The sequence below is a fragment of the Granulicella arctica genome (assembly GCF_025685605.1).
Classification (GTDB): Bacteria; Acidobacteriota; Terriglobia; order Terriglobales; family Acidobacteriaceae; genus Edaphobacter; species Edaphobacter arcticus.
The window spans coordinates 232,923-254,354 of the sequence record NZ_JAGTUT010000001.1 but is presented as its reverse complement, the minus strand read 5'-3'; the positions used below and the strand labels follow the sequence as shown (position 1 = coordinate 254,354).

Sequence of the window (21,432 nt, the reverse complement as noted above, 5' to 3'; positions counted from 1 at the left end):
AAACTTAGCTTAGGAGACTTGGTTGACGTGGCGCAGAGGATCTATTTCGGTGGCGAGCACCTTTAGGAGTAGAGCAATTCCATCGCTCACGTTCATGAAGCCCTTCTCAGTCTTCATGCCTCCGGTGGCTTGGAGATCGATCAATCCATAGACTGAAGCGTAAAGCAGGCTGGCTAAGGCAGAGTTGGGCACAACAGGCAAAATCGCAGCCTGCTGACATTCAGCAACGAGTAGTGCGAATGCCGAAAGAGAAGCCATCGCCGCTTCTTGCAGGTCGCCTTCCTGTTCAGCAATGGCGGGATCACTGAACAGCAATTGGTAACGATTTGCGTAGTCACGGCCATACTCCGAAACGCTTGCAGCGCCCTCTTGAGCTTTCGTCGCTGGCTGACTGGGTCCCATCCGAACGTAGTGAAGATCGCAGCCAGCTTTGAACCTCTAGCATAGCCACCGCACCCAGCAAATCATTACACCTCGAAGTACTTGTACGGCGCATTGTGGGATACTCCGCTCGCCAGCCCCGTAGCGCGAAGCGTCACCGCGGCAACTCCCTGGGATTAAGCAGAGCAGAGCGCGCTTGGGCTGCCACCATAAGATTCAGCAGCTCGTCCGCCGAGACTATATCGGGATTGCGCATCACAAACCCAGCAAGCTCCGCGGTATGACCTGCCAGTCGTGTGAGCGGCATCGACTTCTCATGTGGGGTAAATTCGTTCCGTCCATCAGGCACTTCGTCTAACACCTTGTGGGTGTTGGCAAGCTGCTGTTCGAGTTCAGGCAGAAGCCGTTCGGCGAGGGTCATGTGACTCCTTCCAAGGTTTGAAACTAGTATTTGCCGTCGATTCTATTTAGCATTCGACGCGAGTTGCTTCTTCCGCAGAATGCTGGCAGCGCGCACACAAACCAATTACATCCACAGAGTACCGCTCCACGAGGAAACCGACCCCGAGGTGCTTTTGCTTCGGAATCAATTCGATATCTTCGGCGGTGATATCGGTGATCGCTTTGCAGCGCGAACACACCAAGTGGTAGTGATCCTGATCGCTGATTTCGAGCCGCTGAGAGCCGTGGTGCAGACTCACCTCGCGCAGAATTCCGTTTTCAACAAAGATGTGGATGTTCTTGTAAACAGTTGCCAGTGAGATCGCAGGGATTCTCCTTCGCACCTCGGCGAATATCTCCTCGGGACTCGGATGCCCTGCCATCCCTTGCATGACCTCGTAGAGCACCTGTCGTTGGTGCGTCATGGCGATTCCATGCTGCGCGCAGACATCCCGAAAGGTGCTTCCACCATGGCCTAAGTTCTGACTCATATCCATCAGGCTCGCTCGTACCGTAGCTAGGGATCAGTGAAGCGAAGATTCGAAATAAGTCTCGCTAAACCGACCTGAAAGCTGCGCGTGCTAAGAAAGGGTGCTGCGCCCGACCAGCCTGAGATGAAGCTAGCCGGGCTGCGGGTTGATTAGACGACCGACGCGGTTACGTCGTAACGATCCAGGTTCATCACCTTATTCCAGGCAGCAACGAAGTCCTTGACGAACTTTCCATGCGAGTCGGCACAGGCGTAAACCTCAGAGGTCGCTCGCAACTGGGCGTTGGAGCCAAAGATCAGGTCGGCGCGAGTTGCCTTCCACTTCACCTGCCCTGTCGTTCGATCGCGTCCTTCAAACGTGTCCTTCGAGTCTGAAGTGGGCTTCCAGGTGTATTTCATATCAAGCAGGTTGACGAAAAAGTCATTGGTCAACGTCTCCGGACGATCGGTGAAGACGCCAAGTGTCGTGCCTCCGAAGTTCGTGTGGAGCATTCGTAGACCGCCGATCAGGACGGTCAACTCCGGCGCAGTCAGACGCAGCAGTTGAGCCTTGTCCAGGAGCGCAACTTCAGCGGGCTCCTCCTTCTTGTATCCATAGGAGCGGAACCCATCGACGATCGGCTCAAGCGGCTCGAACGATTGGACGTCCGTCTGCTCCTGCGATGCGTCCGTGCGACCGGCAATGAAGGGTACAGTGGTCTTGATACCGGCGTCCTTAGCCGCCTTCTCCACACCAGCAGCACCCGCGAGGACGATCAGATCGGCCAGCGAAATCTTCTTTCCTCCCGAGGCCGAAGAGTTGAAGTCAGCCTGGATCTTCTCAAGTGCCTTCAGCACCCGCGATAGTTGCGCCGGCTGATTAATCTCCCAATCCTTCTGCGGAGCAAGCCGGATGCGTGCGCCATTCGCGCCGCCGCGCTTGTCGGAGCCGCGGAATGACGAGGCCGAAGCCCAGGCAGTCGAGACTAACTCGGAGACCGAGAGGCCGGAGCTCAACACCTTCGCCTTCAGGGCGGCGACATCATGGTCATCGACCAACGCGTAGTCGACCTTGGGGAGCGGATCCTGCCAGATTAGCTCCTCGGCTGGAACCTCGGGTCCTAGATAATGGAAACGCGGGCCCATATCGCGATGGGTCAGCTTGAACCACGCGCGGGCGAAAGCATCGGCGAACTTGTCTGGGTTCCCCAGGAAGTCCCGGGAGATTTTGTCGTAGATCGGATCTACACGCAGTGCGAGATCGGTCGTGAGCATGGCCGGCTGGTTCTTCTTGTTGGGATCATGCGCGTCCGGCACAGTGCCCGCCCCGCCATCACCCTTAGGCTTCCACTGATGTGCGCCGCCAGGGCTCTTTGTCAGCTCCCACTCGAACTTGTAGAGGTGCTCAAAATACTCGTTGGTCCATTGCGTGGGTTTAGTGGTCCAGGTAACCTCCAGGCCACTGGTGATCGCGTCCCCGGCGATGCCGGTCTTGTAGGCGCTACTCCAGCCCAAGCCTTGGTTCTCGATCGGCGCCCCTTCGGGCTCCTTATCCAAGTGACTGCCCGGTCCGGCGCCATGCGTCTTGCCGAATGTGTGACCACCGGCGATCAGCGCTACCGTCTCCTCATCGTTCATAGCCATGCGGCCGAAGGTGACTCGTATATCGTGTGCAGACTTCAAGGGGTCAGGCACGCCCTCGGGACCTTCGGGATTGACATAAATCAGACCCATGGTCGTCGCGGCGAGTGGGTTTGATAGCTCGCGATCACCGGAGTAGCGCTTGTCGGTCCCCATCCAGGTGGTTTCCGCTCCGAAATCGACGTCGTGATCAGGCTCCCATGTGTCCGGGCGACCACCGGCGAAACCAAAGGTCTTGAAACCCATGGTCTCCAGCGCGACGTTGCCGGAAAGAATCAATAGGTCTGCCCAGGAAATCTTTTTGCCATACTTCTGCTTCACCGGCCACAGCAAGCGGCGAGCACGATCAAGGTTTGCGTTGTCGGGCCAGCTGTTCAGAGGAGCAAATCTCTGCTGACCGCGGCCACCGCCACCCCGTCCATCATAGGTACGGTAGGTGCCAGCCGCGTGCCAGGCCATACGGATAAACAGCGGACCGTAGCTGCCGAAGTCTGCCGGCCACCAATCCTGCGAGTCCGTCATGATGAAGGCCAGATCTTTTTTCAGCCCTTCATAGTCAAGCTTCTTAAACTCCGTGGCGTAGTCGAAATCCTCGCCCATGGGATCGGACAGCGCGGAATGCGCATGAAGCAGATCCAGCCGCAGATGGTTCGGCCACCAGTCGCGAGCAGTCCGCGGACCGCTAGGTGCGCTTACCGGGCTTTCGGCAGCCGCACTAGGATTGAAGGGGCACTTTGCATCTGCTGCCGACGCGCCTGGAACCTGCGCGTTCACTTCGGTCTTCGCTTCGGACGTGTATTCGGTTTCTTCGATCGCCATCTGGTCTCCTCCTGTGTTCTTACGGTTGATCAATGCCTTATTCTATTGGCAATCTGTGTGGTCGCGCCCGCCCAATTCTTGCGAAGCTCTACCGTAGCACTTGGCCAGATAATAGTTGTAATCTGAATAATCTTCCCAAGGTATAGGCTATCTCTTGTTTTGAAATCCCACACAGGCTCAGACTCGAAGTCGTTGGTGATGTCATGCTGCATGCGAAGCTGGCGGCCTGTTAGTGAGGTGCCGACGACCGATCCACCGTCGACATTACGTAAAATTGAAAGATGACGGTAGATGTACGAAAAGCGCGTGCTGACCGTCATATACCGCTTGGCCTGCCACGCATCCGAAGCCGTCATCCGACCCACGACCTGATTCCCATACCCAAACGGCGTGGAGTACTTGGTTGTCACAGGGACGGTGGTCATTGGCGTATGGTTGAGGTAGATCAAACCTGCCGGATCTGGCAACTGCTCAACGCGAACACACCCCACTCATTTAGCCTACTTCTTGGTTTATAACGACCCTAGAGAATAGCCTGGAAGTCATCTTCAAAAGGGATCAAGCGTAGCGCTCTTCTCTCGAAACTATCCATGTGACCTAATCAGTGATTAGAGTTCGGTTCGAGGACTTGGATCTCACATCCGCCGTACGAATTGTTTGTGAAGTCAGTCTGTTATCAGCTTGTCATAGTATTAGAGCATCTCTTCATGTAGACGACCCGCAAGTCTTCCGGGACACATGGATAAGGGCGTTCGGCAACTTCGTCGTATCCAAACACCGATTTTTCTCCATGAAATTCCGCGGGATGTTCGGAACGCACAGATGCAAAGAACAACCGCATGTTGATGTGTCAAGAGCGCCTCGCCCATTGCCGCGGAACTGACATTTTCAGCCAACACCCTCTATCGTAGTCCGTTCCACGTTCTCTTCGTGACTCGCCTTACTCAAGGGGTAGGTCGATCACCTCAATGGTGAACGGCGGAACTGTGTGGTTCCATTGATGCTCTTCGATGGAGACGACCGACTCTACGGGATGAATGGCTTCTGGATCGCTGATCGAATTTGTGGCTTCATAGGTTGCGGCATGAAGCGAAGTCATCGTCGCAGTACGCGTTCCATGGGCTCCGGCTATCGTGATTGACAGAAGCTGGCTGACGCTTGATGCATTGACCAGCTTCAAATAAAGTACTTTCTCCCTTGTACTCACAGTAGATGAGTAGAAGAAACGCTTATGCTCGCCTGAAATCGAACTTTGTGCAGTGCCATCACCAAGGTGTCCGGCGAATAGAGATTGTGCGTAATAACTCGGAGACACGTACGTGGTTCCAGCGTTGAAGCCGATCAGGTCCGTCGGCCACTGCATCGCGCCGGGGCTGACGTTCACGAGCAGCGGTGCATAACTCGCCATAATGATGAGGTCGCTGTTGCGCTCCATGGACGTCATCCAGGCAGCATCGCCAAGCGCATCCCCGAAGTTGGGTGTGGGTGATCCGGAACGGGTGGCCCATTCCCCCACGAAAATCTTTGGTCCACTACGGGAGGCTTTGTCGTAGTGGTGCACGAGGTCCATCATGTCTGCCGGTGATTTGTAGTAGTGTTCGTCGGAGATATCAGCCTTCACCCTGGTCTCGTACTCGCTGTTGCCGTCCGTTGCGATCAGCTTGTACTTCGGATAATGTTTGTGGAGCGCCTCAGCAAACTGTGCGTAGCGCGCGGGATAACTGCCGGACTTGTCGAGATAATCCTCATTGCCGACCTCGATGTACTGCAGCAGAAAGGGTGCTGGATGGCCATCTCTCGCCCGTTCTGCGCCCCACTTAGTGCTGATGTCGCCGGTGACATACTCGATCTCTTCCAACGCTGATTGCACATATGGCTCAAGATCTTTACCTACGGCTACGTGACTTCCGCCCAGTGAGTATCCGGCGTAGACAGCTAGCACGGGCTGAACCTTCAGATCTTCGCACCACTCGAGGAACTCGAGCAGACCCAGCCCGTCAGTTGACCAGTAGAACCAGGGGCCCTGGTGGCCGGGTCGATCCACCAGGGGCCCGACTGTCTTCTTCCAGTCGTACCAATCGGCAAGCGTCGTACCCTCAAGATAATTACCGCCGGGAAGACGCAGGAACTTTGGGTGCATCGCGGCCATACGCTTCATCAAGTCAGGACGATTACCGTTGGTGCGGTCGTTGAACGTGGGCTGCATTAGCGAAACAAGCTGGAGCCACACTACGCCGTGATGCCGCACAAGGAACTCAAGATGATTCGATGTTGAAGGGGATTGTGCGCCTGTGGTGAGCTTGTACTCATATCGCTTCCAAGGTCCTGATTCAATCGTCACCTGAGTGTGCGCTCTCACTGCTCCGGTGGCATTGTCGACCATCTGTATCGTGATTGGGCCAACATTCGTGTTGTCGACGCGAGCATAAAGCGAACCCGCATAGGTTGTGTTTGGGCGGAGTCCAAAGCCCCAGAATCCTGGGTTCGTCAGACCGGCCTCGTTGCCCACGGACGCATCAGTCACCGATACCTTCATGCTGTAGGACAGCGCTTTGCTGGGGCCGCTCGATTTGTCGAGAGATCGGGTAGCTACGGCATTGCCACGACGAACAAGGTCCCAAGGTGGTTCGCCCTCCCAGTCGGCATGGAACGCGCGATTCTGAATCATCTCTGCATAGAGGCCGCCATCGTAGGAGTGATTGATCTCTTCGGTCATCAGACCATATAAGGTCGGGCTGATCGGCGAGACGATAGAGCCTGGATCGACGGTGAGCTTCGCCGCTTGCTCTCCCTGCATTTCTGCCATACTGTTCGGATGAATTACTGTCAGTGAGGCCAGAAGAACGAACACGTTGAGGAGTGTTCCCAATCGAGCGAAGGAGTTGTTGGTGTATTTCGCAACGTTCTTCGCTGGACTTGTCAGATCGAACATGGATGATGACCTCTGAAGTCTGTTTACCCAGGCTACAGCCATAGGGCTTAAATGCCTGCTAACAAACTCGGTGATAATTATGGCGTGCTTCGGGCGCCTAAGTCTATGTTGCAACCTGAATCGGTCGAACTCTCTAAACTAAATCCGGGGTGTCTGTTGAAAAAATTGCTCACTATTCTCCTGCTCGTTGGTTGTTCGGCTGCATCGTTTGCTCAGAATTCCAGAATGATCTCCACGGGGCGGTCCCAGGATCACGTCGATGGTTTGCTACAGTCGATAGAAAACGGAAAGCTGGCTGCTGCCGGCGAAGATCTTTTTGTTACACGACGAAACTCCAACATGCCGATAGAGATGATCTTCACAGACTGCCAGGGTTTGGGAGTTAACCGTGAGCACGAACAGTGGTGGGTTCTTCCCATCAGCTCAAAGGACGCCAAGATATCGGCAAACACGTATCTCTGGGTTCTACCCCTCAATGCAGAGTCACAAGAGCTCTCATGGAATATCGAGTTGCATGATGGCACTGTCAGTGCAACAAAGACAGAGGCGGGGTTGAAGGTTTCCCTGAACACGGATCGCGCTACGATTCATAAGTCTGAAGCTCGGCCACACAGTGACCCATTCAATCACAGGTTCTCTCTCAAGATCACAGGTGGAAAAGAGCTCGAAGATGCGCTCGCCGCTTTCTATTGGGGCACAATGCTTCCGCTGGTGGTAGAGAAGACTATGGCGGCTAATTTCCCTTACAGCAGCGGATATGTTCTGAGCACGTTAAAGGTGAGCTCCTATGCGGGGTCTTACCCTGCCGTCGATCATGAGTTTCAAATCAAAGGGAGGCTCGCGATGGGTTCAGAGCTGGATCTTGATGTAGTTAGACGAATGATCGAGATGCAGCTCAAGTTGATGAATGACGATCCGGAACGCCTCTCTCGCGCGCCCACTTCTGTGCAGCCCGACGGAAAACGCGAGTACCACGTCCGCAGAAACAGCAAAGATAACCGGCAGAATGCGGCGATGTTTCCACTCACTGGAGACATCGAAGTGATGGAAGAGGCTTGGCACTACTACGAAGCCCGAAAGGATGTACCGTGGTTGCGGAGCAACATAGAGAATCTCGAACATGCGGCCGCGTGGATCGAGGCAAGCATCGACCAGTACGGGCGCGTATGGTCTGATGTTTACTACGAAGACCAGGTGATCAAGGACGGGCGCGAGACCCAGGCGCAGGCCTTCGCAGCCTATGCGTTCGGATTGCTGTCTAACATGGAGAGCGTTTTGGGGCGGCAGACCAAGGCCGCTTCCTACTCCGGAGTCTCCAGGAAGATCGCCAGCGCGCTGACAGAGCTGACCCCGATGGGTTACTGGGACGAGAAGAACCACCGCTTCGTTGATTGGATTGACCGTAACGGAAAGATTCACGATCACATTCATCTCCTTGCCAATGCGTTACCTGTGACGTTCGGATACGCGACTCCGATTCAGGCAAATGCCGTCAGCCAGTTGATTGCTCAAAATGACAAGGAGTTTGAAAGATTCCCGAGCTTTCTCTCAGCGGACATTGCCGGATACGATAACTCCGAGATTGGTGATGGAGGTCCGTATGATCTGAGTGCTGCGGGCAGGTACTGGTACTGGGACGCTGCATTCCGTGAGTCGCACAATCAGAATAAGCTCTTGTTTAATCAACTTGAGATGGTCGCAGCGGAGGGGATGAAGAATAACTACTTCATGGGGGAGCGATATGACATGGACCACGTCTACTACATCGATGGTAAGAACGCGCATGGAGCAGAACAGTATTACGAATATCCGAATGTCTACGCTGCGGTCCTGATCTCCAAGTTTCTCGGCTTAAGCATTCCCGTCGATGCCGATGTAGCCGTCGCGCCGCACATCACAAGCTACGGCAGTGTGGAACTTGGAACTCCACAATATGCCTTACGATACAGCTATGACAAAGACGGATTTGTTCTAAAGAACCTATCTGATAGGAGACGGCGATTCAAAGTGGATCTGACGGCTCTTAGCGCAGCGAGCCCGCATTATCAATTGCCAAAAGGAACAAACAGTAGGGCTGTGGGCGCAGGTTCAATCATTACATTAGCTCCTCGGGAAGAAGCACGATGGATTCTTGCGCGATAGAACATCAGATTGTAGCCGTACTGTGCCTCGCTACCCTTGCGATCTTAATCGAAACATAGTCTCTCTGTAGGGACACTCGGCGGTACTTTCTCCTGCGGGAACCGTCTGAGTGATCTTTCCCTTATGGACACTCCTGTTCGTCTCCAGGTCACATGCTACATGCGGCCGAACCACTACATACGTCAAATTTATAGCGGGTGCTCGATCTCACTCGGATAGCGATCCGTTGGGTTTTTGTTTGCCGATTTCTCCATCGTAAAACAAGGCTTGACAACTGAAGTGGACCCTTCCTATAGTTGGCAACCAAATAAGCCTCTGCATTCTAAAAAACATAAGAGTTACGACCGTAAACCTTCAGGATGGCCTAGCTATGACAACACTGAGATTCCGCTCTGGCGCAGGAATGCGAATCGTCGCGACCACGAAAGAGCAGAAATCCACGGACTTGATCGTCAGAGTAAGGCAGGGCCAAGCCTTCCGCCTTGCTCTCCTAACGGTCATTGCAATCGTTCTTCTCAGCTTGAAGCTACAGGCCCAAACTGGTTCTATGACCGGCACCGTCTTGGATAGCGGAGGAGCTGCGATCGTCGGAGCTTCCGTGCGCGTGACGGATAACGGCACCGGCGCTCTAACCCGGGAAGCCATGACCAACGAGAGTGGAAACTTCCGTCTTCTCAACCTGTCACCAGGAATTTACAACATTCGGGTGAGCGCGAACGGCATGCGCGCGCTGGAGAGGAACCGAATCAACCTGGACCAGGAGCAGACGCTTGGTCTGGGCAATCTGCAACTATCCGTGGGACAAGTGTCGGAGACCGTTACCATTTCCGCCGACGAGCCACTTATCGAAACGGCAACGTCGAATAATTCTGCTGTTATCGCCTCCAGGCAGGTCTTGGAACAGCCCTTGAACGGACGTGATTTCGAATCGTTGATGACGACGCTACCTGGAGTGGTGACGAACAACTCTTCACAGTTTCGGCTGGTGTTCAACCAGACGAATGACTTCTTCGTCAATGGTATGCGCGGCACAGCTAACAACTTTTTTCTCGATGGTGTCATTAACACTGACGTAGGCGCTAACGACGGCCAATATACCAACCTCAGCATTGATGCTGTAGGTGAGTTCAAGACGTTGACGGGAAACTTCAATGCAGAGTATGGCCGCAGTCCAGGTGTAATGATTCTGATTAATACAAAGGCTGGCGGACAACGGTTCCACGGCACTGCGTATGAATTCGACCGCAACACCGCTTTCGATGCAAACGACTGGTTCAGCAACCATCAGGGTAGTAAGCGTGCGGTTTTGCACTTCAATCAGTTCGGCGGCAACATCGGCGGCTATGTTCCTATCCCCAAGATCTCGCCACGCAGTAATAAGAAGGCATTCTTTTTTTTCAACTATGAGGGGACTCGCGCCAGCAGGCCAAACGGAGGCACCTTCTATACGATGCCGAACCCTGCTATGCTCGGCATCGGCACTCCAAATGGTCAAGCTGATTTGTCGACTCTTTACCGTGCTGGCAACGAGTGCGACAACAATGGAACTTCTACCTGCACCCCGATCACTGACACGTCAGGGCAATTAGTACGGAACGGCTCTGTTTTTGTGCCGGGCACCATTAAGTACAATTCGTTCGGCGAGGTACAGACGGGAACGGTCTATGCTGGCAACGTAGTCCCGGCTAGCCAGTTTGGCAACCAGTATGGGGCGATCATTAAGAACGTCACTCCCGGATACCGCGGAAGCTTCAGTAATTCTGTCTATCCGAATGGCTTCGGGGATGAGCAACAGATTAACTTCCAAGACACCTATAAGTTCACCAAGAACCAATTCGTTCTGCGAATTGACTACAACTTCGGCCCCAAGGCCAATGCATTTTTCCGGTATGTCGATGACCGCCAACAGGAGAGCGACAACTTTGGCATCTTCTCCGGTCCAAGTTTTCCGGTTTATCCCTCATATCGTAAAAAGCCTGGAAAGAGCTGGGCCTGGAGCCTTGTCAATGTAATTTCACCCTCGCTTACGAATGAAATAACAGTTGGCTGGCTACACCTGGATCAAGTCGTCGACATCGTCCCGGGAACTTCACCGGCGCTTTATGACAAGACCGCGCTGGGTTACACATTTCAGGATCTCTATCCATCCACGAATACGCACAATCTCGCACCTATCCTCAACACCGGGGATGGCTATGTGAATACCGGCGTCTTTCCTGCCGGGTGGACATCGACGGGGAACTCTGTCGTAGGCACAGATAACGTAACGAAGGTTGCCGGAAATCACGTTTTCAAGTTTGGCGTCTTTGCTGATTTGAATGAGAACGGTCAGGAAGGAACTTGGCAGGAGCAGCCAAGCGTAAATTTTGCGGCTAGCAACCAGAATGCCAACAACAGCAATTCGGGTATTGGGAATCTTCTTCTTGGAAACTATACGAGTGTGACGCAGTCAAACATATTTGCGTTTGGCCATTTTCATTTCTTCCAATATGAGGGTTACGCGCAGGACACTTGGAAGGTGTCTCCTCGACTTACTCTCGACTACGGTGTCCGATACGAGTTTGTTGGCCCTACCTATACGACAGGTGCTCTTCATCAATACTACTTTGAGCCATCCGCATACAACGCTGCGAACGCAGTTCAAATTAACACCTTACCTAACACACCAGGACAGGCACCGACGCAGGGTACGCTTATCGGCGGTGTCGGCAATCCTTATAACGGCATGATTCAGGAAGGTCAGCAAGGGCTTCCAAAAGGTGGATTAAACTTCAGATATAACAACTTTGGGCCGCGTGTTGGATTTGCCTATGATGTTTTTGGAGATGGAAGAACGGCTCTTCGCGGCGGATTCGGCATCTTCTACGAACGCTATCAGCAAAATGTTTTCAACTTTGGAGGGATCAGCAATCCACCCCTGGTCTATAACCCCACGATCTACGGTGGCCAGCTCGGAGGTCTCTCAAACTCCCTTGTCAATGGAGCCCCGCTGACGCCGGCGAGCACCGTTCAGGCTTCCGATCGTGCCGGTCAGATTCCGACCACTGATGGTTTCAATCTTGGTATCCAGCAACAATTGCCGAGCAAAATGGTGCTGGACATCACCTATGTCGGCAACTTCAGCAGGCACCAACTGTACAACCAGGAACTGCAGCAACTTCCCCTAGGGACGACGACGAACACACCTATCCTATCGACAGTTAACAACGTCATTCAGGCCATTTACCCATATAAAGGTTATAACGCAATTCATTACAACGTCTTCGGCGGCACTAGTAGGTACAACGGCTTGCAGGTTCATCTACAGCGACGGTTCAGTGACAGGTTTACGATCAATGCAGATTACACTTGGTCACGAGCTTTCGATCTGGATGACGTGGATGGCGATACGGATGTGTTCCCAAACTATACCAACCTGAAGCAGTTCATTGCCCCAGCAGGCTACGACCGTCGTAACGTCGTCAACATTCAGTATGTCTACAACTTGCCTGACCTGAGAGGTCATAACAAGCTCATCGGCTACACGGCTGGCGGTTGGGAGATATCGGGTGTTTCGCAGTTCTGGACTGGAAGTCCTTGTCTGAATAGCGGTGCGGGCGGTGCTGGAGATTCCTGTGACCTCCAAGCGACGGGCAATCTGGGCAACGGGGGCTTCGGTCACATTCGTCCAGACTATGTTGGTGGGCAGGTAAGGATCAAGCCAAGCCACAATGTGCCTGCCGGTGAGTTTCCGATGTGGTTCAATCCTGCTGCATTCGCGGTACCGGCTAACGGAAGCTTTGGCAATTTTCACCGGAATACAATTTACGGACCGGGAGTCGACAATTACAACGTATCCCTATACAAGAACCTAAATGTTACAGAGAACGTTCGCTTTCAGCTTCGATTTGAGGCATACAACGTCTTCAATCACACCCAGTGGGGAACCATCAACACGGGCCTTTCCGCTCCAGACACCCCAGGCACCTCGTTTGGTGCAAGTAACGCTGGAAGCTCGGGACAGATCAATTCGGTTCGTGATCCCCGTCAGCTGCAGCTTGGTGGTAAGTTCTACTTCTAATGCTAAGTTGCCAAATGATTGCTGGTACACGTGACAATGGTCCCGGCGTTCATTCCATTCGTCGATTGTTGCTAGACGACGTAAGACCAGTTCTTCCGATAAAGCTCCTTACGATTCTCGCTGTGGCGACCTTTCTCCTGCTGGTGCCATTCGCTTCCATGGCACAAATGGAGACGCCGAAGCATACATTCGATAGTGCCATCCAGGCGCTGAATGCAGGCAACTTCAGAGAGGCTGAATCGGGCTTTCAAAGAATTCTTGCTGATGATCCAGAGAACGTGAGTGCGCTAGCGAATTTGGGGGTGCTATACGCCCGGACACACCGCCTGCAACTCTCGATTGATGCATACCAAAGAGCGCTTCATATTCAACCCAATTTGCGTGAGGTCCAACTTGACCTGGGCCTGGCCTATCTTAAAACAGAGGAATATGGCAAGGCTCTCCCATACTTTCAAAGGCTGCATGAACAGGACCCTTCCAATCAGCAGACGGTCAAGCTGCTTGCAACGAGTCTCATTTCCAGCAATCACGTACCTGAGGGAATTAAGCTCCTGAAGCCACTGACAGAGGCAAAAGAGCCTGATCCTGCGGCAGAGTACTTGCTTGGAATCGCTTACTCGAAAGCCGGTTTGGGTGAGCAAGCGCAAGAGGCTTTTACGACTTTGTTTTCAGAAAATGCGACCCCAGCGCAAGTTAATTTTCTTCTAGGGAAGGCCTACTATGAGGCGACTGACTTTAAAGCGGCTCAACAGGCATTTCAGATCGTAATCCAAAACGACTCTAGGTTCCCGGGTGCTCATAGGGAGCTTGGCAAGGCGTACATCGGCTTGCACCGCGATGCGGAGGCGCAAGCTGAGTTGAAGCTTGCTGTAGATGCTGATCCAGAGGACGCAAGCGCGTACTATTACTTGGGTGCGCTACTCGTTCAATCAGGCCGATTTTCCGATGGGATCAAGTACCTGAAGAAGATGCAAGCTATGGAACCGGACTCCTGGGCATGCTATTTCTACATGGGTAAAGCCGAAGTTGAGTTGCGTAAAAACGCAGAGGCAATCCATGACTTGGTGCAGGCTTCAAGCCTCAACCCAAGTGACTTAGGGGCTCTCTATTTACTCTCGCGGGTTTACCGATCTGAAGGAAGAACCAGCGATGCGAACATGATCATGCAGCGCGTTGCCGCACTTCACATTTCCGCCCTCGACGCTGAGAGAAGCGCCCTACATGAAGCAGGTATCGTAAAAGAGCCATGACGCATAGCTCTGCACAGTGTGCTGCCCTAAGGCAGCAAAGCGTACGAGACAAAGGCGACACGCGTACTATCCGGCGACCACGAGGGAACGTTGATGGTGCCTTGGCCACCATAGAGCTTAGCAAGGACACTCACCTTGTTATCGGTGAGTGACATCAGGCGCAATTCTACATCTTGGCCACCTGGATGTCCGTTCACGCCAGGCTTGTAGGCCAAGTAGACCATCCACTTCCCATTGGGGGATATATGGGGGAACCAGTCATTGCCCGGCTCCTTGAGTACCTGCTCCTGATTGCTGCCGTCGGTCTTCATCCGCCAGATTTGCATTGATCCCGTGCGTTCGGAGTTGAAGTAGATAGCGGAGCCATCCGGGCTGAACTCGGGCCCATCATCAATCCCCTTGGCAGCGGTAAGACGGGTTTCCGTACCCCCAGTCACAGGGATAGTGTAGATGTCGAACTCTCCGCCACGCTCGCCAGTGAAGGCCAGTGTCTTACCATCTGCAGACCAGCTATGCCAATACGACGGACCCTCGACTGTGACTAGGCGAGGAACGCCACCGGCTGAAGGAAGGAGATAGATGCGAGACTTGCCATCCGTTCGGTCGCTGATCGCGAGCGTAGCACCATCGGGTGAGAGGCCGTGATCATTATTGACTTGGGTCTGCGGAGTCGTTGGAATGCCGACTGGAGGTGCTGTGCCGCCGAGAGTGAAGCGACCCATCGTGCCGTCGCGATTGATGAGCAGTGCCGCTCCATCGCGTGACCAGTTCGGTGCTTCGAAGTGCTCAGGTGCCGTATACGCTACCAGCCGATCGGTGGAGGCGACCTTGACGGTCTCAAGAGTGCTCCAGAGAACAGGCTCGCCGGGAACTGCTGTGAGTGATTCGATCGTTACGTTCGAAAAAATGGCAGTCTCAGTAACGTCCTTGTCGTGGGAGCAGACACCCAGGCCTATGTAGAAGTCACCATGAAGGTCAAGACGCATAGCCGAGCCGGAGAAGTTGAGCTTGCCACTACTGTCCCCAACGAAAACATAGACGTAACTACCACGCTTCTCTATGCGGACCCGTTGAGGAGCAGAAACGGCAGTCTCGACCTCGTGAGTGTTAGCGCCGGGGGCGTCGCGATACTGTAGCGAGGTAAGTCCATCGCCGTGCCTGGCCACATCGGCGTACACCGCATTCGTTTCTAGCGTCTGACGCAGCAGTAATGCTGCTTTACGATGGTTGTTCCCCTTGGTTCCGATGAAGCTTATATCCGCAGTGATCGCAATATCGCCTGAAACTTTCTTCCACACGAAGTGGAAATCGTCAGAGCCAAACCACATGTTATCCCCGCTGCCGCTAACAGCGTACGTCCCAGTCGCGGGATCAAACTTCACGCCACCGGGATGCAAGAGACTGCCAATATCGCGATGATCCTCAAAGATGCCAAGACTGTTGGATAGAGAGCTTGCTCTGGTGTGCGCGTCACAGAAAAGCATCACAAAAACAATCGTTGAAGAAATCCAACGCCAACGGCCTAGCTTCATTCCAATCTCCCGGGTCGCCAGCCATTCTCTCCCATCTAGGTAGAGACAGGCAAACTGTTTCCGTGACTCACGTAGTCCTTGGCGGGATGCTTATCTACCGTCATTCGCAAACCTGAACACTTAGATGGTTGTAAGATCAACGATCTTGTATGCGGGCCATAGGACCTGAATAGAATTGCAGTAAGCGGCTGGGTGGTCTGCAACGAAGCTAAACAAAAAGAGATTTTTAATTTCATAGCTTACCCACTCAGGATGTATAGTAACCATAAAGTGGTTACTGTTTTGCAAGACAGTTTCCAGCCATTGAGCACTCGGCAGCAAACACGCAAGCAGGCGGCCAACGAATGCTGCTCCTCATTGAGCTTCCGCAACACCCTGCGGATGGAGCAGCTTGACGTACTTCATGTCTGATAGAACTTGTGATTTGGAGCACTCAGCGTCACGGTTATCCGTGATCGGTTCCCGCTGTCCCAATTTAGATAAGTTTAATTGCGAGATAACAGCCTAAGTTATCCAAATAAAGTCATGTCGGTTCAGGGTAGCTGCACATAGCAGCCTTGCTCTTGACCAGACATTAAACCAGTGCGCCCTCACCACCATCCAATCGTTCTTCGTATGCAGTTTCGAACAAACCGAGGGAGTCATCCATGCCGATCCGCCGTAGCCATTCTTTGATTCAGCCTTTCCTCATTGCCTTGGCTGCACTGGCATTCACTTCTCAAGTGTCCGCTCAGGCTCTCAACTCTAATGCTCCCACCGTAGCTCTTACAGCTACTCTTGGAGAAATCTTGACAGTCGCCGCAACACCTAGCGCGGTTAACTTCACACTAGTCTCGGGCGGAACAGCTCCCGGGAGCGCGCCAATCGTGATAACAACGACCTGGGTTCTTGGTGCAGGCCGTGCAAACGTTGTTCTGGACGGCTATTTTGCCAGTGCGACTGCGGCCCTTACCAACGTAGCTGCGGCTGCGAACATTCCTTCATCTGCAGTGCTCGGTCAGGATCTTCTCGGCACGCCTGTCGCCTTTTCGCCGTTCACACAAACTGGCGTCGTGGGAACAGCTGGCACGGCATTAACTATTTTCACCGTGCCGCTCACAGCACTTAATCGAGCATTCATACGCAGCGATACTCTTAACCTGGAAATAGCGTTGACGGCTGCACCCCTTCTTCAGCTTCCCGCAGCGGTATACACGGGCACTCTCACACTGCAGGCACAAGCGCTTTAAGACTCTCTTACAACTTGGTTCGCACTGGAGTTCGTCCATGCTGAAACTTGTATTGACTCTGACTATTTTGACATTGGGTTTAGTAGCACAGAGTGTGCAGCCAGTGATCGTTGAGTATAAGGGAAGAGCTGATGGTAAATTCGCAATTACAAACGACACGCTGAGCCCCATGGTGGCGGTGCTGGAGCCAAGAAGCTTCAGCATCACACCAGATGGAAAGGGAATCTTTAGAACCTTGGACAGTGGCATCCACGTTCAACTGTCGTCGATGAGTGTGAAGCTGCAACCAAAGCAGACCTACTACATCTTCTATAAAGCGACGGCAGACAAGTTGCCAGCATGGTTTACCGTCTACACAAACTTCTCTCCTGAACACCACAGTGACGGCTTGGATGTGCATATCATGCTTCCTCATACGATCTATCTTTATCAAAAGCAGCCACTTATGGAGAGCGATGTAGAGGTGAGAGATGTGGCGTACAAGCCAAATATAAAGAAGCTTACATGCAACATAAAGAACAATGGCCTTGCGCTCGCCCGTGTACAACTCGTATCTGCTACGGGGGTGCGTTCATCGGGCGAACTGGCTGGGTTTCCACTGTTGCCAGGGGCGGATAGACATATCTCTATGGACTGGAAAGATGCTGCACCACCCTCGCAGATTGACTTTCATTTCGAACACTTCAACCTTAAACGGTCGGTGAATACACCGTAGAGCTACGGTCGTTCTATGTGCAAGTGTCTGACCGCCCTGACACGTCTTGTTCTCCTCTCAACATTGATTGTTGGAGATGTTGCCAGCGCGCAGGTGATCGAAGTAAAAGGGGGGACATCAACACTTTTCCAATCGCAGGGCGGAACGATACTGCTTCATGGACCAGGTATCAATGCCTCTGCCGGTGCAGGGCTAGTCAGCGGCAAATTTTTCGGCGGAGCCAAGCTGGTTAAAGGAACAAAACGATCTCAGTTCATCCTTGGGGTCGACAATATTCCGTTTGATTTGTCAACAGACATTTTTAGTGCAGGTCACTATTTGACTGGTGTCGGAGCGGGTGTTCGCACAGAAGCACATGGCACGAAACTATATGCTTTTCTTGGTGCGACGTCGACGAGCTTTGATAGTCCGTTTTTTGAGGGCGTACGAGCGGAGAGGCCTGCTGCTATCTTCTTTGCGTCGCGGAAGTTTGAGCGGTGGAGTGCGTCTACAAAAACAATTCTTTCTAATCAGATCACTACCATAGGAGATCTTGCCTGGGTGCCGAGCAGTGGAACTAAGATCGCAGCAGCAGCAGGTATAGGCTCGAATCATCTGTATGCGGCGACTAGCCTCTCGATCACTCGCCCTCTTTATGATCTGCAGGCGGCCTACATTATTGCAAGCGACCAGTTCAGGCGGGCGAACGTCGCGGTTCCGCTGATCTCAGAACCAATTCATGAAAACGTACTCCTCACCTTAAGACCTTTCAAAAGCTTGAGCTTAAGCGCAGGCAGGCAGAATTATCTGACACCACTCTATCCATCAGATAAGAGCGTGAAGAGCACGGTAGATCAGGGTGGAGTTGAGGCGCACATACTGGGTGCTTCGCTCACTGCGATGATCTTTCAATCAAAGTATGGTGATAGTACGAATATCGCCATGGCTTATTCTGCCAGCCGCACAATAACTCCAAGGATCGGCGCCGAAGCGACTTACATGGTGAGTCGTCCAGATCTATCTACAGAAACCGACACTTTTGATGTGGGTATTCAAGAAGTTCTTACGCCGCGCTGGACGATCTTACAAGTGGTCAACGTGTCCGACGGGCAGAGTACCTTCGGCTTTGGTGGTTCGTTCCTCTCAAACTTTGCCACAGTGAGTGCGGACTATCAAACCTACTACGTTCCTTCGCGGACAACAGCGCCCTTTGAACAAGCCTTGATCCTCAGCGCCCAGATTCATCCAGTTGATCGTCTTACTCTGAGTGGCCAGACCTTTGTGGCACCAGACGGACGCCTCCTCTATACAACAGCCATGGAAAGTACTGTGTCGCGACAGTTCGCAGGTAATGACGGCCGAGGAGAACGTCACGTATCGGGTGATATGTTGCTCCGGGGTATCGTGATGAACGAGAAGGGGGAGCCTATAGCAGGTGCAGCACTGTTACTGGATAATCTGCCAGTTTATACCGACTCGCAGGGAATTTTTTACGTGCGGGAGCGGAAGCGGCATGCCCACACGCTTCGTGTGCTTGCTGATCAATTTCTTGAAGGCGGCAGCTACCACGTTATCTCGGCTCCCCCAGCAATTGAGAGCAGCATCGACGAGCAGGCCCAAACAATCATAGTGGTGCAGAGAGTGAGCTCAAGGAAAGACTAGGGTAGACTTATGGTGCGGTGCCGTCTCATTGCTATATTGCTGATCTGGCAAGTATCACTTGTCACGTCAGGACAAGTAGTTCGAGTTGGCGGTCTGAAGCCCAAACCACAACTTACACTGCTCGATACTCTGACGGTATCTGCCACGCCGTCTGCCATCAGCTTTCCGTTGATCTCTGGGGGAACAGCGGTTGGATCGTCGCCGGTAACGGTTACAACCACTTGGACGGGTATCTCCCTCCTCTCCTCGTTGATCCTCTATGCCTCCTTCTTTGACTCGACATCAGCGCTCTCTGGGGGCAATCCAATCGTGCGCATTCCATCTTCCTGCGTCCTCGGCAAGGACCCTTTAGGAGTTCCCACTACCTTTACTCCGTTCACGCAGAGTGGTCCATTCGGAGCCGCAGGAGCAAGCCTTACCTTGTATAGCTCGGCGGCTATCCTCAGTCTGGGAGGAAGCCATTCAGACGTACTTACGCTCGAGATCAATCTAGCTACCTTGCCGCAGTTGCCCGCCGGTACTTACTCTGGATTACTGTCACTGCAAGCCCAGGCATTCTAAGGCTTACAGACCGATACACGAGTACTCGCCTAATCACATCTGCTTGAACTGGGTTCGGATCCTCGCCGTCTCGGCGACGTTCAAGCAGCGGCCGTCTCAGCACTGACGCTCCGGCATCCGAGATCAGCACATCTCTGCTAATCCGACGCAGAATGTTTAATTGCTACGGCTGCAAAGCGTATGCTCCAGAAATGATCCACACTGATTGACAGTTCCCGCAAGCGTCATCCTGATCGGAGCAAGGCGAAGCAAAGGCGAAAAAATGTTTGTGCTACTTCGAACAAAACGCGATTTTCGAAAAGGAAGTAATGATGTTGTCTCCTGCACTCTCTCACGTTCTTCTGCCTGCCATCGTAGCTATCAGCATTCTGCTCATGCTGATCCGGCCCAGAAACATTCCCGAGGTCTACTGGATCTCAGGAGGTTCTATTCTCCTCCTGCTTCTTCGGCTTGTTCCCCTTCAACTTGCCGGCAAAGCAATTTTAGAAGGTTTAGACGTATATCTTTTTCTAATTGGCATGATGCTGCTTTCTGCTCTGGCGCGAGAGCATGGTGTCTTCGACTGGCTCTCCTCTTTCGCGATCCGGAAGGCCAATAAATCGTGCGCTCGTCTCTTTACTCTCATCTACGCAATAGGCACCGTAGTAACGGTCTTTATGTCCAACGACGCGACTGCAGTCGTCCTCACCCCAGCAATCCTCGCAGCTGTTCGGAAGGCGAGCGTCAAGCCCCTCCCGTATCTTTTACCTGTGCTCTCATCGCAAACGCAGCTTCCTTCGTTTTGCCAATCTCAAATCCAGCAAACCTCGTCGTGTTCCACGATGGCATGCCGCCGCTCGGCCATTGGCTCGCCGCGTTCGGAGTTCCATCTGTACTTTCAATCCTTACTACCTATGGCGTTATGCGGCTGATCTTCAGGAAGGATCTTCAAGCGGCCATAGAATGCGAGATCGACGATGTCCCTCTCAAGAGCGAAGGCAAACTTGTTCTGGTCGGAGTAGGCTTTATGGTCGCGACACTTCTGTTGACGTCTTCGCTCAAGAAGGACCTTGGTCTCCCGGCTTGCCTTGCCGCCTTGATTATTACCGCAGTTATGTCGATCAAGGCAAGAGAAGGCCCAATGAAGCTCGTCAAAGAGGTGAGCTGGGGTACGCTCATCCTTGTAGCCGGCCTGTTTGTCATGGTCGATGCGGTCGAAAGCATCGGCCTGCTCAACCTCACGCAGCGGTCGCTAGCCTGGGCTGAGCAACTCATCCCCGCCGTCGCAGCAACTGTCGTCGGCTTCGTAGTAGCCGTTGCTAATAATCTGGTAAACAACTTACCACTGGGCCTCATCGCAGGAGGCACTCTCCATGCGGCCCACAGCAAAGGTCTTCTAGCAAATGCGGTGCTCATCGGCGTTGATCTCGGACCCAACCTCTCGATTACAGGATCGTTGGCAACGATTCTCTGGCTTCTGGCTCTGCGGAAAGAGCAGCTTAATGTAAGTTTTTGGCAATTCTTAAAGGTGGGCGTGATTGCAATGCCGATTGCGCTCATCTGTTCGTTAGCAGGCGCCCTCATCATGAGCATGATCGTACCCGGCACCTGACAACGACACTCTAGCGTCTGCACGCAAT

14 protein-coding genes and 1 pseudogene are annotated in these 21,432 nt (G+C 53.1%); 8 read left to right on the top strand and 7 right to left on the bottom strand.

Features of this window, described 5'->3' with window-relative positions; genetic code table 11:
* Nucleotides 1–9: 9 nt before the first annotated feature.
* The 6 genes from OHL20_RS01035 to OHL20_RS01010 all read right to left on the bottom strand — a co-directional run bounded on the left by OHL20_RS01035 (nt 10) and on the right by OHL20_RS01010 (nt 6,683).
* On the bottom strand, nt 10–402 hold the full coding sequence (locus OHL20_RS01035; RefSeq protein WP_263381364.1) for a WHG domain-containing protein: 393 nt from the start codon (nt 400–402) through the stop codon (nt 10–12).
* Between the two features lie 133 nt (nt 403–535).
* Complete coding sequence (locus OHL20_RS01030) at nt 536–802, bottom strand: hypothetical protein (protein WP_263381363.1); 267 nt, start codon at nt 800–802, stop codon at nt 536–538.
* A 46-nt stretch (nt 803–848) separates the two neighbouring features.
* Nucleotides 849–1,313 (bottom strand): Fur family transcriptional regulator, encoded by a 465-nt coding sequence (locus OHL20_RS01025; protein ID WP_263381362.1) that lies wholly within the window; start codon nt 1,311–1,313, stop codon nt 849–851.
* A 149-nt stretch (nt 1,314–1,462) separates the two neighbouring features.
* Nucleotides 1,463–3,751, bottom strand: a complete 2,289-nt coding sequence (gene katG, locus OHL20_RS01020) for a catalase/peroxidase HPI (RefSeq protein ID WP_263381361.1) — start codon at nt 3,749–3,751, stop codon at nt 1,463–1,465.
* A gap of 29 nt (nt 3,752–3,780) precedes the next feature.
* Nucleotides 3,781–4,242, bottom strand: a complete 462-nt coding sequence (locus OHL20_RS01015; protein WP_263381360.1) for a hypothetical protein — start codon at nt 4,240–4,242, stop codon at nt 3,781–3,783.
* A gap of 449 nt (nt 4,243–4,691) precedes the next feature.
* Nucleotides 4,692–6,683: an alpha-L-arabinofuranosidase C-terminal domain-containing protein gene (locus OHL20_RS01010; protein ID WP_263381359.1), complete on the bottom strand. Its 1,992-nt coding sequence runs from the start codon at nt 6,681–6,683 to the stop codon at nt 4,692–4,694.
* 225 nt (nt 6,684–6,908) lie between these two features.
* Here OHL20_RS01010 and OHL20_RS01005 point away from each other — a divergent pair, with 225 nt between their 5' ends.
* The 3 genes from OHL20_RS01005 to OHL20_RS00995 all read left to right on the top strand — a co-directional run bounded on the left by OHL20_RS01005 (nt 6,909) and on the right by OHL20_RS00995 (nt 14,135).
* Nucleotides 6,909–8,825 carry a hypothetical protein gene (locus OHL20_RS01005; RefSeq protein WP_263381358.1) on the top strand — a complete coding sequence of 639 codons (1,917 nt, stop codon included), beginning with the start codon at nt 6,909–6,911 and terminating at the stop codon, nt 8,823–8,825.
* Between the two features lie 370 nt (nt 8,826–9,195).
* On the top strand, nt 9,196–12,885 hold the full coding sequence (locus OHL20_RS01000) for a Plug and carboxypeptidase regulatory-like domain-containing protein (protein ID WP_263381357.1): 3,690 nt from the start codon (nt 9,196–9,198) through the stop codon (nt 12,883–12,885).
* Nucleotides 12,886–13,007: 122 nt separating this feature from the next.
* Complete coding sequence (locus OHL20_RS00995; RefSeq protein ID WP_263381356.1) at nt 13,008–14,135, top strand: tetratricopeptide repeat protein; 1,128 nt, start codon at nt 13,008–13,010, stop codon at nt 14,133–14,135.
* Between the two features lie 26 nt (nt 14,136–14,161).
* Here OHL20_RS00995 and OHL20_RS00990 read toward each other — a convergent pair whose 3' ends face one another.
* The gene (locus OHL20_RS00990) at nt 14,162–15,667 is read right to left on the bottom strand and encodes a TolB family protein (RefSeq protein WP_263381355.1); all 1,506 of its coding nucleotides are present in this window, start codon (nt 15,665–15,667) and stop codon (nt 14,162–14,164) included.
* An 866-nt stretch (nt 15,668–16,533) separates the two neighbouring features.
* Here OHL20_RS00990 and OHL20_RS00985 point away from each other — a divergent pair.
* The 5 genes and pseudogenes from OHL20_RS00985 (at nt 16,534) to OHL20_RS00965 (ending at nt 21,404) form a co-directional block, all read left to right on the top strand.
* Nucleotides 16,534–16,896, top strand: a complete 363-nt coding sequence (locus tag OHL20_RS00985) for a hypothetical protein (protein ID WP_263381354.1) — start codon at nt 16,534–16,536, stop codon at nt 16,894–16,896.
* Between the two features lie 37 nt (nt 16,897–16,933).
* Entirely contained in the window at nt 16,934–17,611 is a 678-nt protein-coding gene (locus tag OHL20_RS00980) for a hypothetical protein (RefSeq protein WP_263381353.1), read from the top strand.
* A 15-nt stretch (nt 17,612–17,626) separates the two neighbouring features.
* Nucleotides 17,627–19,252, top strand: a complete 1,626-nt coding sequence (locus OHL20_RS00975; RefSeq protein WP_263381352.1) for a hypothetical protein — start codon at nt 17,627–17,629, stop codon at nt 19,250–19,252.
* 869 nt (nt 19,253–20,121) lie between these two features.
* Nucleotides 20,122–20,508 (top strand): annotated as a pseudogene (locus tag OHL20_RS00970) (SLC13 family permease); the annotation flags it as partial.
* Nucleotides 20,509–20,594: 86 nt separating this feature from the next.
* Nucleotides 20,595–21,404, top strand: a complete 810-nt coding sequence (locus OHL20_RS00965) for an ArsB/NhaD family transporter (protein ID WP_263381351.1) — start codon at nt 20,595–20,597, stop codon at nt 21,402–21,404.
* The last annotated feature ends 28 nt before the right edge of the window (nt 21,405–21,432 follow it).